At 48.5% G+C, this 16,760-nt stretch carries 22 protein-coding genes; 8 read left to right on the forward strand and 14 right to left on the reverse strand.

Annotated elements, in window-relative coordinates; translation table 11 throughout:
* Positions 1-70: 70 nt before the first annotated feature.
* The 9 genes from WMW72_RS07045 to WMW72_RS07085 form a co-directional block, all read right to left on the reverse strand.
* Positions 71-487 (reverse strand): HIT family protein, encoded by a 417-nt coding sequence (locus tag WMW72_RS07045; RefSeq protein ID WP_341414726.1) that lies wholly within the window; start codon positions 485-487, stop codon positions 71-73.
* A gap of 175 nt (positions 488-662) precedes the next feature.
* On the reverse strand, positions 663-1,298 hold the full coding sequence (locus WMW72_RS07050) for a histidine phosphatase family protein (RefSeq protein WP_341414727.1): 636 nt from the start codon (positions 1,296-1,298) through the stop codon (positions 663-665).
* On the reverse strand, positions 1,295-1,831 hold the full coding sequence (locus WMW72_RS07055) for a GNAT family N-acetyltransferase (protein WP_341414728.1): 537 nt from the start codon (positions 1,829-1,831) through the stop codon (positions 1,295-1,297). The genes WMW72_RS07050 and WMW72_RS07055 overlap by 4 nt, the downstream gene beginning before the upstream one ends.
* Before the next feature lie 83 nt (positions 1,832-1,914).
* A complete protein-coding gene (locus WMW72_RS07060) occupies positions 1,915-2,418 on the reverse strand; it encodes a dihydrofolate reductase (RefSeq protein WP_341414729.1) in 504 nt (167 codons plus the stop codon).
* A 4-nt stretch (positions 2,419-2,422) separates the two neighbouring features.
* Entirely contained in the window at positions 2,423-2,956 is a 534-nt protein-coding gene (locus WMW72_RS07065) for a histidine phosphatase family protein (protein ID WP_341414730.1), read from the reverse strand.
* A 19-nt stretch (positions 2,957-2,975) separates the two neighbouring features.
* Positions 2,976-3,836: an aminoglycoside phosphotransferase family protein gene (locus WMW72_RS07070; RefSeq protein WP_341414906.1), complete on the reverse strand. Its 861-nt coding sequence runs from the start codon at positions 3,834-3,836 to the stop codon at positions 2,976-2,978.
* Positions 3,837-3,953: 117 nt separating this feature from the next.
* On the reverse strand, positions 3,954-4,412 hold the full coding sequence (locus WMW72_RS07075) for a GNAT family N-acetyltransferase (protein ID WP_341414731.1): 459 nt from the start codon (positions 4,410-4,412) through the stop codon (positions 3,954-3,956).
* A gap of 212 nt (positions 4,413-4,624) precedes the next feature.
* The gene (locus WMW72_RS07080) at positions 4,625-5,563 is read right to left on the reverse strand and encodes a hypothetical protein (protein WP_341414732.1); all 939 of its coding nucleotides are present in this window, start codon (positions 5,561-5,563) and stop codon (positions 4,625-4,627) included.
* Between the two features lie 61 nt (positions 5,564-5,624).
* Entirely contained in the window at positions 5,625-6,485 is an 861-nt protein-coding gene (locus tag WMW72_RS07085) for a DMT family transporter (RefSeq protein ID WP_341414733.1), read from the reverse strand.
* Between the two features lie 134 nt (positions 6,486-6,619).
* Here WMW72_RS07085 and WMW72_RS07090 point away from each other — a divergent pair, with 134 nt between their 5' ends.
* On the forward strand, positions 6,620-7,072 hold the full coding sequence (locus WMW72_RS07090; RefSeq protein WP_341414734.1) for a MarR family winged helix-turn-helix transcriptional regulator: 453 nt from the start codon (positions 6,620-6,622) through the stop codon (positions 7,070-7,072).
* A 123-nt stretch (positions 7,073-7,195) separates the two neighbouring features.
* On the opposite strand, the gene WMW72_RS07095 is transcribed toward WMW72_RS07090, so the two are convergent.
* A complete protein-coding gene (locus WMW72_RS07095; RefSeq protein WP_341414735.1) occupies positions 7,196-7,960 on the reverse strand; it encodes a phytanoyl-CoA dioxygenase family protein in 765 nt (254 codons plus the stop codon).
* 126 nt (positions 7,961-8,086) lie between these two features.
* On the opposite strand from WMW72_RS07095, the gene WMW72_RS07100 reads away from it, so the two are divergent.
* The 3 genes from WMW72_RS07100 to WMW72_RS07110 all read left to right on the forward strand — a co-directional run bounded on the left by WMW72_RS07100 (position 8,087) and on the right by WMW72_RS07110 (position 10,207).
* Positions 8,087-8,959, forward strand: coding sequence for a helix-turn-helix domain-containing protein (locus tag WMW72_RS07100; RefSeq protein ID WP_341414736.1), 873 nt, complete (start codon positions 8,087-8,089; stop codon positions 8,957-8,959).
* Between the two features lie 180 nt (positions 8,960-9,139).
* Positions 9,140-9,577, forward strand: a complete 438-nt coding sequence (locus tag WMW72_RS07105) for a hypothetical protein (protein ID WP_341414737.1) — start codon at positions 9,140-9,142, stop codon at positions 9,575-9,577.
* Between the two features lie 165 nt (positions 9,578-9,742).
* Positions 9,743-10,207: a cysteine hydrolase family protein gene (locus tag WMW72_RS07110; protein WP_341414738.1), complete on the forward strand. Its 465-nt coding sequence runs from the start codon at positions 9,743-9,745 to the stop codon at positions 10,205-10,207.
* Between the two features lie 128 nt (positions 10,208-10,335).
* Here WMW72_RS07110 and WMW72_RS07115 read toward each other — a convergent pair whose 3' ends face one another.
* On the reverse strand, positions 10,336-11,217 hold the full coding sequence (locus tag WMW72_RS07115; protein WP_341414739.1) for a helix-turn-helix transcriptional regulator: 882 nt from the start codon (positions 11,215-11,217) through the stop codon (positions 10,336-10,338).
* A 180-nt stretch (positions 11,218-11,397) separates the two neighbouring features.
* Here WMW72_RS07115 and WMW72_RS07120 point away from each other — a divergent pair, with 180 nt between their 5' ends.
* From WMW72_RS07120 to WMW72_RS07130, 3 genes are all read left to right on the forward strand, one after another.
* Positions 11,398-12,522, forward strand: coding sequence for an amidohydrolase family protein (locus WMW72_RS07120; RefSeq protein WP_341414740.1), 1,125 nt, complete (start codon positions 11,398-11,400; stop codon positions 12,520-12,522).
* Between the two features lie 2 nt (positions 12,523-12,524).
* Positions 12,525-12,896, forward strand: coding sequence for a Rieske (2Fe-2S) protein (locus tag WMW72_RS07125; RefSeq protein WP_341414741.1), 372 nt, complete (start codon positions 12,525-12,527; stop codon positions 12,894-12,896).
* A gap of 405 nt (positions 12,897-13,301) precedes the next feature.
* Positions 13,302-13,745 (forward strand): cell wall hydrolase, encoded by a 444-nt coding sequence (locus tag WMW72_RS07130; RefSeq protein ID WP_341414742.1) that lies wholly within the window; start codon positions 13,302-13,304, stop codon positions 13,743-13,745.
* Between the two features lie 524 nt (positions 13,746-14,269).
* Here the strand turns inward: WMW72_RS07130 and WMW72_RS07135 are convergent.
* The 3 genes from WMW72_RS07135 to WMW72_RS07145 form a co-directional block, all read right to left on the reverse strand.
* On the reverse strand, positions 14,270-14,770 hold the full coding sequence (locus WMW72_RS07135) for a sigma-70 RNA polymerase sigma factor region 4 domain-containing protein (protein WP_341414743.1): 501 nt from the start codon (positions 14,768-14,770) through the stop codon (positions 14,270-14,272).
* The gene (locus WMW72_RS07140) at positions 14,770-15,207 is read right to left on the reverse strand and encodes a hypothetical protein (protein ID WP_341414744.1); all 438 of its coding nucleotides are present in this window, start codon (positions 15,205-15,207) and stop codon (positions 14,770-14,772) included. The genes WMW72_RS07135 and WMW72_RS07140 overlap by 1 nt, the downstream gene beginning before the upstream one ends.
* Before the next feature lie 195 nt (positions 15,208-15,402).
* Entirely contained in the window at positions 15,403-15,672 is a 270-nt protein-coding gene (locus tag WMW72_RS07145) for a hypothetical protein (RefSeq protein ID WP_341414745.1), read from the reverse strand.
* Between the two features lie 173 nt (positions 15,673-15,845).
* Between WMW72_RS07145 and WMW72_RS07150 the strand changes: the two genes are divergently transcribed.
* Positions 15,846-16,748: an aldo/keto reductase gene (locus tag WMW72_RS07150; RefSeq protein ID WP_341414746.1), complete on the forward strand. Its 903-nt coding sequence runs from the start codon at positions 15,846-15,848 to the stop codon at positions 16,746-16,748.
* Positions 16,749-16,760 lie beyond the last annotated feature (12 nt).

A 16,760-nucleotide genomic window follows, 5' to 3' on the forward strand; every position in this document is an offset into this window, starting at 1 on the left:
CATCAGGTCTAAGAAACCCGATGTCTTAAGTCACATCTTAGCCCTGCACTCCGGGTGCAGCCGGATAAGATTACTTCAACAGGATGCTGCGCAGTTTCTCTCCGGTCTCCTGTAAGCGATCCTTGTGGTTATGAACATCCTCCGGCTCTACCCAGGCAAATCCGTCCGCTTCGTATCGCGGGAACACGTGCATATGGTAATGCCCGAGATCGTTAAACTTCCCGCCGTTCTGCATAATGGTGATGCCGTCAGGGTGAAAAGCAGCCTTTAACGCCCTCACTAGTATAACCGAGGTCTTCATGATAGCGGCTGAGGTGGCTTCATCCAGATCATCCACATCCAAGTAATGCTGTTTGGGCAGGATCAGGATATGCCCTTCATGGATCGGAGCGATGTCCAGGATACAGGCAACTCGTTCATCCTCATACACGACTTGAGCCGGCAGTTCCCCATTGGCCAATTGGCATCCCAGGCAGTCGTTATTCATCGGCGGATTCCTCCTTGGGCTTCGTTTCTTCAGAGCTGGGCCGGGGTATGCGGAGTTCCTACGACCAACATAGCCGCAAATAGACATTGGAATGAAAATATCGGAATCGGGATCGTCAGCTGCTTGCGTTTTCCGCTCAATGAGAACCTACTCCGCCTCACAGGCGACGTTCGGCTCAGCCCTCTACGGCTTCCTCACGGTAATGCCCGATGTCTCCATGCAAGATAATTTCCGGTATGCCGTTCCGCACTTCGATTTTGCACAAGCAAGCCGGATGAATATAAGGGAGATTCCAGAGCTCATTCATCGGCCGATTCTCAAAATACGCCATGAGAAGCTTTACCACAACCGTATGTGTGACCAGCAGAATCGAACGGCCAGGATGGGCTTGTAATATTTCATCCAGCTTGGCCGCAGCCCGTTCTCGGACCTGCCGGAAGGTCTCGCTCCCCTCCACTTGAAAGGCCTCCGGATCACTCCAGAACTGATCGAATTGCACAGGGAATAGCTCCTTAACCTCAGCTTGGGTCCGGCCTTCCCAGATACCCAGATTGATCTCTCTAAATTCGTCGCTTTCCTGAACAGGCAGCTCTCTAGCTCCACGAATAAGCTCAGCCGTTCGAACAGCCCGCCGACTAGTGCTGGAGAAGACCGTGTCGATCCGTTCGTTTTGCAGAGCATCTCCTAGCCAATTCGCCTGCCTGATGCCTAATTCGGTCAAGGGAGAATCCTGATGCCCCTGCATGCGATGCTCCACGTTCCATTCCGTTTGTCCATGCCGCACGAGGTATAGAGTTGTTGTATCCTTCATGTTGAAAGCCTCCCCTTCTGCGATGATTCGTTCAATTGCTTCGTTAAATAGAGGGTAAGATCATCGTCGATCCGTACCTGCTCACCGTATTGTACATAGCCGCTGCCATTGTGAATCCCCCGGCCATCCGGGACATAGCCGCGCTTGGCATACAGGATCTGGGCATGCCCATAATCGGAGAATAAGCCGACTCCGATACCGGCAACCGGCGACCGTTCTCGGACAATCTCCTCTGCCCGATCCATGAGCCTGGAGCCGATCCCTTGACGACGGTATTGGATCAGCACATTGAAATCTTGAATCTCCGGTATCGCCTGCTCCTGGAACGACGGATAGTTCGACTTCCACAACACATTGACATACCCGGCAAAGCAGCCGTCCACTTCAGCTACGATGGGTACCCGCTGACCGCTCCGCTGCTCTTCAAGATATGTCCGGTAGAGGCTGGCAGGCTTGTTCCAGCCCTGGTCTTGAAATGCCCCCGAGATCACCTCAGGATCTTGTTCGTGTAATTGACGGATGAGTACGTTCATTGCTATCACCTTCTATGAAATATTAAAAACAAATATACCACTACCTTCAAAAGATGGTAATAGCATATTTGTTTTAAATTCATTTATCCGCGAAAAGCATCCCTAACATTTCCATACCTCTCATACGTGTAATACGTATAAGGAATCTCTCCCTCGACCCGCTGCCGGTAAGTCACCTCAAAGTCATCCTCATCGAACTCCGGGAAATAAATATTCCCCTCGATCTCCCGCTCGATAACCGTTAAGTACAGCTTACGCGCATGCGGCAGAGCTTCCCTGTAAATCTCGCCGCCCCCGGCAATAAAAATTTCCGGTTCATCCTTCAACAAAGCATAAGCCTCGTCCAGCGATCTGACCGTTAGGCAGGAAGGCCCTGCGTTGATGTCCTGGCTTCTAGATACGACAATCGTCCTTCGGCCGGGCAGAGGCTTGCCGATCGACTCGTAGGTTCTCCTTCCCATCACGATGGTTTTGCCGATTGTCAGCTCCTTGAACCTCGACTGCTCGCCTGGTATGCGCCAAGGAATCTCCGCATCCCTGCCAATAACCCGATTGATTGAGAACGCTGCAACAAGTGAAACGATCATATCATTATCCTCGCTTGAATGAGTAGATTTTATAGTCTCCGTTGTCAGAGGAATATCTTAGTATGTTGCCGTCTTCGGGCAGGCCATCGAAATAAGCTCCGATGCAGCCTGTCGTACACCGGTGGCCGGATATTAAAATCCTTACATCCTCGTTGCCGTACTCCCTCTCCAGGTCTTGCATAAACCCGAATATCCGGTTCGCATACGCTTGAACATCTTCAACGCCTTGATATACACGAGGATCGGGAATCGCTCCGGCCAGCTTCACTTCGCTTTTCTTCAGCCCGTCTGCCTCGCCCAGTCCGAAGACATCCAGCCTGGCATCAATCGTTGCCGTTTGGCCGGTCGCAATCTCAGCCGTTTGCACCGCCCTCTCCTGTGGAGAGGAGAAGATTGCATCGAAACGGATGGTCCCCAGCCTGCTTCGCAGCGCCTCCGCTTGCCGAATGCCTTCCTCATTTAACGGCAGGCCCTGTCTGCCCTGCAGCCGGCCATCCTTGTTCAGATCGGTTTGTCCATGTCTGACTACATAGATCATCTCAGTTCCCTTCCCCTCATCACAAGATGCCATCCTCTGCATACCAGGCGGGCTTCGCTAATTCGAAGTATCGGTGATCGTCTAACACCTTATCGATCTTGTCCATCATGATCGTGGTCTCCTCCGGCTTGACCTGGATAATCCAGACCACGGAGGAGATCATACACATCGCCATATAGAGCGAGTATAGCTTCCAGAACAGATCATCGGGCTCTTGCCCCTGATGGTAGCCCCTGATCTGACCGATAGAGAACGGGATGCTGACGTCCGCGCTGAACATTCCTACCTTTAAAAACTCATGGACAGGGTCACCCCAATCCCAGCGGTTAAAATCAATGACACCGGCAAGCTGCTTATCACGGGTGATCAGATTATTCACATGAAAATCATCGTGTTGAAACCGATTCGGCCGTCCCTTCATCAAGTGCAGATGCTGCTCGATCCACGAAATGATCAGCTCATCTCCCTTGATCCTGACACCAAGCTTGAGATACGCTTCCATATAGCGCTTATGCTTGCTTACCTTCCGGTCATACCAGGATGCGATATGAGCCGGGGCATGGTACCGATGCATCTTAAGCAATTCGCTTCCCGCTTCGCAGCCAATCCGGTACTGGTCCTGACTCGAGTAACCAGGCAGCTCCTCCGCTGCATCCTGGCCCTCTATGAAGGTCAAGAGCATATACCCGATTCGAAGAGCCGGGATGCTGCCGAACTCCAGCGGCCTCGAGCATCGGACCTGGAGCTCCTTCATTTTCTCCAATGCCTGATATTCCATCTGCTTGGCTGTATTCTGCTGACTATCGAAGGTTCTGAGGAGATAGCTTTGGCCCGCCTTGCGAACCAGATATTTACGATCACTGGAATATCCCTTGGTGATGGGGAGGAGCTCGGCATCCTGTTAAAGAAAGGAAATATGAGCTTGAAAGCTCAAGTCTTCGTGATTCAGCTCCATAACAGCCTCCTTCGTCTTATTGCGGTAAGGTCCCTATCCAGGCTAAGACTTGCCCGCTCCAAGCTTCTTGCCCATCATAACCATATGTCCGTTCACATCGTAGTTATTTTTCTTATAAAAGGCCTCCGCCTGCCCTGCGCGCATCGTCAACAAGTAAATCCGGCTGACTCCAATATGGCTCAGATGCTGTTCCAGGTGGTGCAGAAGAGCACTGCCGTACCCATTTCCCTGCCTGCCTGTTCGGATGCAGAATTCCACCAGGTCGAAGTGCTCGCTATCGAACCATTGCTCCCGGTAACCGGCGACGAACCCGGCCAATTCCCCTTTCTCATACAGACTGAATCCCACAAAGCCCGGTGTAAGGGAAATATGCCGCAGCCGCTTCAATGCGGTATCTTCCGTCCAGCTATCGTTCCAAGGCTCCTGGTTAAATACTTCAATGTATAAGTCCGTGCATGCGTTCAGCACGTCTTCCGTTATCGCTCTAATTTCTTGAGTCACGGGCTTCATCTCCGGAGTATGCAGATTTTGTTGAAGTAGGTATTCGCTATTCTGTGTAGATAACCTTTTTTTGGTTAAAAAATCAGACCACTGCCAGCGCTTGTTTGCTAAAGCTTCTTGCGACCGCAGAAACGGCAATAACGAAGCCCATGTGAACCTCTTCGCGTTCCATTTTCATGACTCGATCGTGCGACCGGGAAATTGCCCCTGCCTCACAACCCTATCGGAGATGAGGAGGCTTTTGGTTTTCCGGCTCGCCTCATTTCATACTTTTTATACAGCAGTACGGAGGTAAACATAAACAAACATGTAACCAGCGAACCTAGTGGCAGGTTCATGACATTTTCTTCGGGAAAAATAAACGCAAGCAGCGGGAAGGCGTAAATCGCAGGGATACGGATACTAACAATCAGGGACAGTGCAAGCATCAAGATCATGTCCAACAGAGCTGCCAAGACCCATGAATCCATCGCAAAGTACAATAGCGTTCCGATAGCCGTGGATAAGGTCAGCACAAGCCCTTGCTTAAAAGCCATCTTCCCATTGTACATTGGTTTTTGAAGTGACTCATACACAACAACAAGAATAGGCGGGATCACTGCGATATGTTGATAACCGGCAACCCAACATACACCAATCCAGAAGAAAGTCAGAACAAGAAATATGAGCATATACTTGTACTGTATAGTTACTTTCTTTTCAAGTCCTTTATTCAATCCAAAGGCGAGAACCCCAATCATCAATATGATTGTAAACATGAAAACGATCATAACAAAAGACCATTCATGAGTATTTATCACCAATGGCAGTAACCCTGTTGCAATGGACGGTGCCAGGTTCGATCGAATGCTTCGCAAAAAGAGCATCATCAGCATTAAAGTCAGGAAGACTTTTCCTACATATGCAATCTGGAGCTGATTAATCATAAATCCGATCCCCGCAGTTACAGTAGGAGCGATAAAAATTTTTGATGGTTGCCTGATCCATCCGGCTTCCCGGTACACCCACATAGCAATTGCCATTGCCGCAATTTCCGGTAAAATGATTTCGTGATTACGTAACAATACTGAAGCCGTAATCATCGCGACAATAAATGATAGGGCAATCGCATAAGATATCATCGTTACTTTATTTGAATCAGCGGAATTCACGTTTGTATACTCCTCTCTTCAAACCCGAAAACGATCATGATCACCTCTTGATTCATGTTTGTCACAGCAGGTAAATCATAGAAATCCCTACGAACGTACAGCTAATTCCCACCCACTGATTCCATGAAGGTTTTTCACCGCCTATAAACACACCCCAAAGCAGAGTCACAACGGCAAACAAGGATGTGGCTGTAATCACAATCGAGGTATCATCTAAGCCTAGCCCAAAGTTATAGCAAATAAGAGCCCATGCATCAAGAATGCCAACGATGATGATCAAGCCTGCGTTCTTTTTATCCGGGAATACTATACGCTTCTTGAAACATGCATACACAACAGGAAGCAGGATCGTGGCTTGCAGGCGACCGATCCAAACCGTTACCAGACCGCCTAATTCTGCTTGCGGATAACGCAGTCCAAAGAACGCCGTACCCAGAAACAGGGCAGCAAACATCGCCCAAATCGCCCCACTCACCAGTTTCTGGCCAGATCCGCTCTTCCCTCTTTCAGACAAGACCCATGTTGTAAGAACTACGCCGACTAGCGTCAGGATGATAGCAGCCAGTTTCGCTGCGCTGAGCTGCTCTCCAAAAACAAAGGCCAGAATAACGGTGAAGACCGAGAAACTGGACGCGATAGGTGCGACGACGGAAGACTTGCCGGAAACCAGACCTTGATACAAAAACAGAATACCGATCAGGTCCAGTGCCATCCACAAGCTGGCTGCGGCTACATGCGAAAAAGAGTTCAAGTTATGCCACTGTCCATACCAAGTCAAAGCTGACGTCAGAAAGATGAAACCAACAAACTGCATGTAAAAGAGGGTAGAGAAAACTCCTGTTTTTTTGCTTGCTCTACCCGCAAAAAAATCAGCGGTACCAAATGAAAATGCCGACAAAAGTCCGAACAGTATACCATTCAAGAAAGATTCCTCCTTCACCATATATTTGTTTGAGCAATTATTTCTCACGCAATGAAATTACCATGGATTACTTGCGTAGTCAACAATAAGTCAAGTATGATATATATAAGCGAAGATTCAGGAGGCATTACCTAATGCATCGACTTGAAGAAGAACAGCTGTCCGTATGGCGAGCATTTATGAATGCACATGCGTCCGTAATTGAACGAATTGAAAAAGATTTATCCGAGCAACGAAAAATACCGCTGACGACTTACGATGTATTGGTGGCCTTGTATCAGTCCCCGAATAAAAAGCTCCGGATGACCGATCTTGCTAAAAAAGTGGTTATAACCCGCAGCGGTCTGACGCGTGTTGTCGAACGATTGGAACGTGAGGGATTTGTAACCAGAGAAAGAACGGAAGAAGATCGGAGGGGCGCTTTTGCAATTTTGACGCGGGAAGGCAAAAAGGCTTTTCTTGCCACATGGCCTACATATGCGGACGGGATATCAAACTATTTTCTCAGCGTCCTAGACGAAGAAGAACGTAAGACCATCGAAAATGGGCTGTCCAAAGTATATCGCGCCCTGCAGGACGAACGCTGATCGTATTGTGCTGGTGACTTTGACTCTGGCTGATTTACCCTCATTCCAAAAGGCTGCCGAGTCAATCGGCAGCCTTTTGAAATGAGATTGATTGCTGAACATTTGTTTGGTTATTAAGACACACTAATGCGCTCCCGTATAAGCTTTGAAAATCGGATTCTGCCCGCATACCATCAGGCCCTGCCCCCAATTGACATGCGTGTTCTCGGACGGAGCGTCCTCGGCATCGCGATACTGGAACAGCACGTTGCGGCGTGTCCGGTCGCTGCGGTTTGGTCCCGAGCCATGGATCGTCAGATAGTTGAAAAACAGCACATCGCCCGCCTTGGCTGGGCAAGGCGTTCCCATCGAGATCGGATACTCCTGATGATTCAGGAAGTGCCGCCCCACATGCGCGATTGGCCCTTCCTTATGAGATCCGGAGACAACGCACAGGCAGCCGTTCTCTTCATCGGTGTCGTCCAGGTGCACGCTGGCAGCCATCATCGTATGCCGGTCGTGTGGGAAGTACGGCTGGTCCTGGTGCATCGGGAATGCTGCCCCGTTCTCCGGCGGCTTCACCAGCATCTTGGAATGATGCAGCTGCACATTCGGACCGATCAGCATCGAGAGGATCGACACCATGTTCGGATGACACAGCGCCCGGGTAAAGCTCGCATCATGATAGTGCACGTCGTGGAACCCTTTGAGCACCAGCTTCTTCAGCTCCTCGGGCGGCAGATAGTCGCCCTGCCAGGCAGCGTTGTGATCCAGCGTCGTACTCGCCGCCCGCTCGATAATCCCGTCCATCGCCCTGCGCATCGTCTCCACCTCGTCGGCCTTGAAGACACCTTTCACCAGCAGATACCCGTTCTCTTGGTAAAAATCCGCTTGTTCCTTCGTAATCATTGTATCGGCTCCTTCTCCTCTTGTAGATCGTGGTCTTTCGATGTTATTGTAAAATGAAATGCACATCCCCGTATTTGACGGGATCGGACGGTTTTTTGCACTTTTGGGACAGAGGAGAAGGATACGATGAAGGCGCTCGAGATCAGGGATCGGGAAAATTGGCTTAACCTCGCGGCGGAGCGTACGGCGGGAGACCGGCTTTCCTTTCAGGTTCAATACTGGGGCCTCAACCCACAGCATTACGACAACCCGCTGCACAAGCATTCCTTCTACGAAGCGTGTTACGTGCGAAGCGGCGAGGGCATCTACCAGGATCACAACACCGAGTATCCGCTCATGCCAAATACGCTGCTCCTGTCCAAGCCCGACATCCAGCACCAGATTCGCAGCCGCAGCGGCCTGGATCTATGGTATGTCGCGTTCGAGCTCGACGAGCCGAATTCGGCTCCTGAAGCCGCCGCACACTACCGGGAGCTGGCTAGCTCCCCATGGTGCGTGCGCTACGGGATCGGTGAGACACCGACTGCCTTGATCTGGCGCGCACTGGTGGAGCAAGCCCGGGGGTACGATGCGCAGAACGCCCCGCTGCTCAGCAGCACGGCGCATGCTCTCCTGCTTTCCCTGTGCGGAGCCTTCACCGAGGGCAGCGACGCAGAGCCCGCGCTGCCTCCCCACAAGCTATCGGCGCATTCCATGCGCAGTGCGGTCCTGTACATCCGCGACAACCTGTCGGCCGACCTGACCGTCACGGATGTCGCCCGGTATATGCACCTGTCGAGCCGCAGCCTGTCGCGGCTTTTCCAAGAGAACCTGCAGGTCAGCTGCCAGGCCTACATCCAGCGGGAGAAGCTGAAGCGCGCGGCGCACCTGATCCGGCACAGCGACCTCGGCTTCTCGGAGATCGCTGAGCGGGCGGGATACGCGAGCGTTCACTATTTTACAAGAGTCTTCACCAAGACCTACGGCATTCCGCCCGGTAAATTCAGAAGCAGCCGTTAAGGGCTGCTTGGTCACCTAACATATTCGATTCATTCTATTAAGGAGTGCATTTCCATTACTTTATCGTCGTTGTTGCGTAAAATTTTATGGTACATCTTTATTCTTCTCATTTACTCTGCTTTAACCTATTTAGGGACGCCTGGAGTCTACGTTTTCATAACTGTATTCGTACTTGTTTGCTTGCCAATTGTGCAATTAATGTATTTACTCTTATGGGAGAACCGCATCCATCGGCTAGAACAATTTTTAACCAAGCAACAACGAAATCCCAATCTTTATTTGTATTATTTGATGGCCAACAATCGAACAGCAGAAGCAGAAGCACTGCTGGAGAAGCTACTGGCTAAACATAAAAACCAGGCCCGGAGGTCCCTCTATACCGCCATGTACGCAACGCATCAAAAAAATACGGATGCTATCCGAAACGTGCTGGCCGACCTTCCAGCAGGCCAATTACGATCCTATTACGAAGCGATTGTGCGTATTGAGGAAGGCCATCTGGAGGAAGCGCGACGCTTGGCTGGAGTACAGAACCTCGAAGTCCTCTTCAACAGGCTGATACAATTCACCTTAAATCGGCAACAAAAATCAGAGTCATTAATCGTAATAATAGGATAATTCGAACACAGCTTCATCGATTGGTGGACATCTTAAATCGCTAAACATTGCAAAAACCCGAGGAATGCTTGCTTATTCGCAAACATATCCTTGGGTTATTTACCTATCCTCACCTTTTCAATTTGACTGCATAAATTAGGTAACATCTAAGATGCCAAGAGGTGGATGGAAGTGACGATATGTAATCATCCTCGCTGTATAGCATCCATCTCAACTATCAATCCGTTACTGGCGAAAAGCCGTGAACGGGGCATGTTAGTTGTCTATAGCCTTACACATAATGGAAATGCCTCAGATATTGCTCCTCAGCTTTCTCCCTTGCCCCATGATCCCGTTGTGAAATCTAACGTTGATAAATTTTATGAAACCGATCTCGATCAAATCCTAAAAGAGCACGGCATAAAAACCGTGCTCGTTACCGGATATGCCGCTAATGGTGCAGTCCTTCATACAGCGACAAGCGCTGCTTTTCGGGGATATCATGTCATTGTTCCTGTTGACGGAATTTCAGCATTGAATCCTTATGCCGAACAGTATACATCTTGGCATATGTTGAATAGTCCGGGGACCCGGAACCAGGCCGTTTTAACCAAAGGAGATTGGATACAATTCAGTCATCCTTTTAAGTGATCCAATTTTAAAATCTCTTTACGAATATTTCCTTAAGAACATTAAAGGTAAACATATGACCGTTACGCAAACGAGGAATGTTAGAGAAAACAAACAGGGAGCACTGCTGCGGCAGTTGCTCCCTGTATTCATTGGAGAACTTCATCCTTCCCAAAATTTGCTGCAAGTTCGCGCAGTTTACTCGGAGATGCTGCGTAATATTTGCTGAACGCCCGGCTGAACGAATATAAATCGGGATAACCGAGCGTCAATGCGATTTCCGAGATCGAATGCCGTGTTTGCTGCAGAAGCTGAAGCGCTCTCTCCATGCGGAGCTTTTGCAAATATTGGATAGGCGTCATTCCGGTCTTCTCGGCGAATATTTTTGAAAAATAAGCCCGGTGAACCGAAATATATGCAGCGACGTCTTGCACGTTTATATTTTCGGTGTAATGCATATTCATGTACTCTATGCTTCGGCGAATCCAGCCAGCAGGTCCTGCATCCGACTCGTCGGCGCTATTTTGCGGGATCATAAGTCCGAATATACGGTAGATAGCTGCAATCAATTCTACTTGTCTCCGACTGCTGTTATCTTCCTGTTGACTGAACAGATGGACGAGCGATGTTTCGAGCTCTTTCCCGATCACACCCGAGACATGAGGGGCAGACGGACGGAAGCCAGCTTTCTCGAGCAGCAGCGGCGTCTGCCCGCCATCGATGGACAGCCAAATCATGTCCAAAGGCTGGTCGGACGGAACAATGAAATGGTGGTATACGACACCCGGATATGCGCAAAAAACATCGCCCTTGGATACCTCGATGTGCTGATCTCCATAGAGATGACGAATCTTTCCGTTTATAACAAAATGCAATGCGTAATAATCGATCATACGTTGCGGAAAGCGATGTTCCGGTCCTGCTTTGATACGTCCCATCCGGACTGGCCATAAGCCGCCGTTCAAGGCCAACTCGTCTACAACATAATTACGTGATTCCTCATAGTTGTCAGGATGCTGCCGCTTGCGCATGACCTCGTCTGCACCTCCTGAAATCAGTCTGTTGACAGTAGGATAAAGTATAGCATTGACCTTACAAAATGACAAACCACAATGACGAAATACTATTTTCGGCCGGACCGTTTAGGTTTTATGATAGATATGTAAATCATGAGCTTGCACATGTGCCGAAACAAAGAGGGGGATGAAAGCATGAGTTTGATAGAAGCAACGGCCAAGAAGACAAAGGAACGCAAAGGCGTTGGAATTATTGATTGCGATATCCATCATACGTTTAAGGACATCAAGCAGCTGTTCCCTTACTTGCCGCGAACATACAGGGAGCGTATTGAACTGTGGGGATCGAATTTTGGCGGGGGGCCGGGTACGATGAACGGAGGCAGCATCGGAAAAAGAGCCGATTCTTTCCCTCCAGACGGCGGTCCCGCCGGTTCGGATCTTAACTTCATGATCGAGCAGCTTTTGGATCCCTTCGACATCCGTTACGGAATTTTGACAGGCGAATTTATAGCGTGCACGAACACTGCCGATACATATTACTCGGCCGCATTGTGTTCCGCTTTCAACGATTATACGATTGAGCATTGGCTCGATAAGGAGCCCCGGTTCAGAGGTTCCATCTACTTGCCGATTCACGATGTAGCTGCATCGGTTCGGGAAATCGAACGGCTCGGCTCTCATCCCGGAATGGTTCAGGCTTATGTTCCGTCGGGCTCGCATCATCCTTATGGAAATAAAATGTATCATCCGATCTATGAGGCTTGCTTGAAGCATGGAATCAATTTCACCATGCATGTAGGAGCTATCGGTGATGGGATGAACGCACCCGCTACAAATGTCGGCTATCCATCTTACTATATTGAATACCGCGCTGCCCGTACGCAAGCTTACATGGCCCATATGGCCAGCTTTATCTTCGAAGGCGTATTCGAAATATTTCCGGAGCTGCAGGTGGCGTTTATTGAAGGCGGAGTCTTCTGGGTCGCTCCTTACTTGTGGCGTCTCGACCAGGATTGGAGAGCACTGCGCGAGCAGACGCCTTGGGTGAAGAAAAAACCTAGCGAATATTTTCTTACCAACATGTACATCGGCTCCCAGCCGATTGAGGAAGCGCCGAACCGTCAAGCGTTCGATGTGCTGTTCGAGGCTATGCACGCCAAGGATAAGCTGCTCTTCTGCAGCGATTACCCGCATTGGGATTTTGACTCGCCAAAGCTCGTTTTCCCAAAAATGGACAAAGAAACGACAGATCATGTGTTTTACTATAACGCTGCCAAGTTCTATGGTCTGCCAATTCAGGACAAAACGGAGGAATAGCGATGGCGTTACATTATTTGGGAACCGTTGATGAATTCACGGACTGCGAACCAAGGATTGTTGATGTAAAAGGGCGGAGCATAGGCATTTATAAATTATCCGGAAAGCTCCATGCGATTCTTAATTATTGTCCTCATCAGGGGGCTAGTCTGTGTAAAGGACCGGTTACTTCATGGGTCACATCGCCGCTGCCCGGGCAATTTGTTTACGAACAAGAGGGGGAGATCGTTCGTTGCCCCTGGCACCATTGGGAATTTGACATTAAAACCGGCCGTCTTGTTGTAGACCATAAAGTCCGCACAAAAACCTACGAGGTTGTAGTAGAAACGTTTGATTTGTCAGTAGAGCAGGAAAAAGTATACATCGAGATGTAGCAGTGCCAATGAATTCTTATCCTGAGAACCGGAAGACAGTTTGCAGGTCTTGCGCTCGGATAAGGTTCTTTGGACTTCACTCAACCACGTGAAACCTTACAAAATGACAATCATGCCTATGACTTTCGAAAAAATTGAACAAGTGGATCACCCCACAGCGAGGAGCTTCATTAGCGCTCTTTTTTACAAAGCTGAAATTTATCCATCTACAGGAATTTCTAACAGGGAACGATAATACAATAACAAACAGGGGGCAGATTGCCGCAGCAGCTCCCCGTTTGCATTCAAGTAACTGGCGGAAGAGTGCGGTGGACCGGATATTTATTATCTCTCACTATTTTGCCAAAGTCACACATCCGCTTCACCTACAATATGATGTGTCTAGAAATCTAAAGAGGTGAGCCAATGGCAGTCGTAAAAGCCAGGAAACAGGATATTGATATGTTGGCAAGGTTGCTTCGAGCTGAAGCTGAGACCGAAGGCGAAACAGGCATGCTCCTTGTTGGAAATGTTGGCATTAACCGAATAAGAGCGAATTGCTCCGATTTTAAAGGAATCCGGACAATTCCCCAAATGATCAACCAGCCGCATGCGTTCGAAGCGTTGCAACATGGTATGTACTATCAAAACGCAAGAGAGAGGGAACGCCGTCTGGCGCAACGGACTGTGAATGGGGAAAGGAATTGGCCAGCCGAATTCTCCCTATGGTATTTCCGTCCAGGATCGTTCGAAAATCCCGGACCATGTCCGCCAACTTGGTATAATCAGCCGCTCGTAGGACGATGGAAGAAGCACTGTTTTTATCAACCGACCGTGACTGAATGTGAAAATATATATAATACGTATTAATTTTTATAAACGTTAAGACTCAGGAAATCTTAACCTGACTTGTCACAGCCACGTGTCGGTTGACAAGAACTTTATCTCCTTAAGTGCCGCGTACATCGCGGCTTTTTTGGGTTTAGTGGAAAGATACTTTGTCTTATTGCCGATATACATAAACTAATCCGTTACTAGCAACTATGACTAAAATAATAACTAAAATGATCAAACCAATTCTTTCTTTGACTTTTACAGAACTATGGAAAAAGACCAAACGTATTAAATTACAAATACTAGTATAAATGCTATTATGGATGATTTGAGCACTCTTGAATTCTTCTTCTGTAGAAATCCTTTTATTGGTTAAAATTCGGACTAACCCCAGTCGAAGACGCAGTATAAAAGGAGTCCCGCAGGACCCCTAATGGATGTATTGCCTTTGTTACAGGTACGCCCAGATGTAAGCCCTAACGTTTTCAGGCTAAGCTTTCTGCCTTACGTTTTGGCTGCTTACAGTATCCTCTTTACTGACTTCTGGTTTCACTTACAGTCTATTCAACACTATCACCGAAATACTCAAGCAATTTCTGTTTCAAATCTTCTATTACGCCTTGGACCTGAGACTGCGAAATTACAAGTTTATCGGATATACTATCAATGCTCATACCCTCCATAAGCATACAAACAACAATCTTATCCATTTCAGCCAAACTTTCCATAAACCATGTTACATCTACTATAGAATCATCCAGGTAAGCGGCTCCTATACCTGTACTAATACCTGAAAAAGCATCTAAAGAAAAACGGGAATCCAGCCTTCTAGAAGACCACGCTTTTCCATTTTGGGCCTGCATAATTCTTCTTATTTCAGAAGCAGCATATTCTTTGAAGTAACCATGCTTTGTTCTGTAAGTACGAATGGCATGAAGCAATGCAAGATTGCCTTCGGCCACGCGGTCCTCCCAGTCAAGCCCTTTATACGCATGTTTACATTCTCGTTGAACAAGAGGTAAATAATACTGAAGGACATCATCCTCAGTAACTTTCCTCATCACCTATTCTCTTCTTCCAACAAAAGAGATTTGAGCCCATTTTTCCTGGGTTTTTTAGGCGTTTTTTTGTTCTGCGCTGGAGACTCTGCAATAGGTTCAATGATAGCAATCCAGCAATCACCTTCCCGTTCTGCTATATAACGAGCTGGCAGATTAATGCCTCGACGTTTTATTTCATTGCTTACAAAATGGGCCTTTATGTTTCCATTCTTAGGCACAAAAAAACCTTCAGGCTGCTCTTTAAAACACAGTTCCCTTCCGCCTGGGCCTACTCCAATTGTTATTCTCTTCCATAATTGCTCACGCAATGTCTGATTTACGCTAAAGCTATTAGCACTCGTGACAGTAATTACAAACTCTTTCTTTCTCTCAGTAGGCAAAAACCATTCGAAATCAACATAGCCTGTTGGATTACTTTCAACCGATCTACCGTTCATTGCATAAACCTCCCAAATTTTATATATTAATCCTTTTAAAAATAACATATGAGGTATTATCATTTTGTCAGATAGATTCTTATCTGTGGATTGAAATAATATCAGTGATTGATGCCTTATTAAAAGCTAAAACAGAACAGCCCCTGGGTTCCAGGGGCTGTTCTGTCAACCTTTTGAGCTGTCTCATGACGATATTTATTCTTTTCTATCATGTCCAGCGTGCTCCTCCAGCTCCCTCTCGATCTCCTCATCACTCACGGGAACCTTCTCAAAATCCTCCTCCGTCGCAATACCGAGCTTTTCTTTGATCAGCTGAAGATCTTCCTGAATCTTCTTAGTCCTCTGGTAGTTGCTCAACGTCAATCCGAATAGTAGCGATAAGAACAGCAGTCCGCCTAACGGACCTAGAAAATAAGCCAATAACACAGCCAGCACTGTACCTACGATGGTCCTCTTACTCGTCATACTCGTCCGTGCCTTCTTTCTCCCCAGTAACTATACCCTTATATTACCATAAATATGGAGCCCGCAATGTACACCATAAGATATTGAACCCATCCACTGAAGATATTGTATTTACTTTGCTTCTCATCATGCTACTCTTAGGGTACACACATCATGGATGGGAGCGATTAATCATGGAACGGGTTCAATTGGCAGAAGGCCTCTCCTTCTCCAGGCTGGTGCACGGGCATTGGAGATTAGCGGATTGGAGTCTGCGCCCGGAGCAAATTTTGGAGCTGGTCGAGTATGACCTGGAGCTGGGTATCAGCACGTTGGATCATGCAGATATTTATGGCAACTATAGCTGCGAGGCATTGTTTGGGCAAGCGCTGGCGCTGAAGCCGGAGCTTCGCAGCCAGATCGAGCTGGTGACCAAGTGCGGCATCATGCTGCGGTCGGACGAGCGTCCCGCTCATAAGCTTAAGCATTACGATACGAGCCATGCGCATATCATCGCTTCGGTCGAGAGCTCGCTGAGCAACCTGCAGACCGATTACATCGACCTGCTGCTCATTCACAGACCTGATCCTCTGATGAATCCGAGTGAGATCGCCGAAGCCTTCGCCAAGCTTAAGCAGGAAGGTAAAGTCCGCAGCTTCGGCGTATCCAACTTTACGCCTGCGCAATTCAATATGCTGCAATCGTACCTGGATATTCCGCTTGTCACCAATCAGATTGAGATTTCGGCAGCTACGCCCGAGCCTTTCTTGGACGGTAGTCTCGATCATTGCCTGGAACGGCGCATCCTTCCGATGGCGTGGTCGCCGCTCGCTGGCGGGCAATTATTTCAGCCGGATAACCTGAAGTTCCAAGGATTGCTGTCCGCCGTCTCCCGGGTAGCCGAAGAGCTCGAGGCCGATTCCATCGATCAGGTGCTGTACGCCTGGCTGCTCCACCACCCGGCCCGCATTCTCCCGATCATCGGGTCTGGCAACAAGGACCGGATCGCTGCGGCCGCTGCATCTCTCCGCCTTCAGCTAAGCCGACAGCAATGGTTTGAGATCTGGCAAGCCTCCCTAGGACATGAAGTCAGCTAGAACCGGCAGCGT

The organism is Paenibacillus filicis, from assembly GCF_038070315.1.
GTDB classification, from domain to species: domain Bacteria; phylum Bacillota; class Bacilli; order Paenibacillales; family NBRC-103111; genus Paenibacillus_G; species Paenibacillus_G filicis.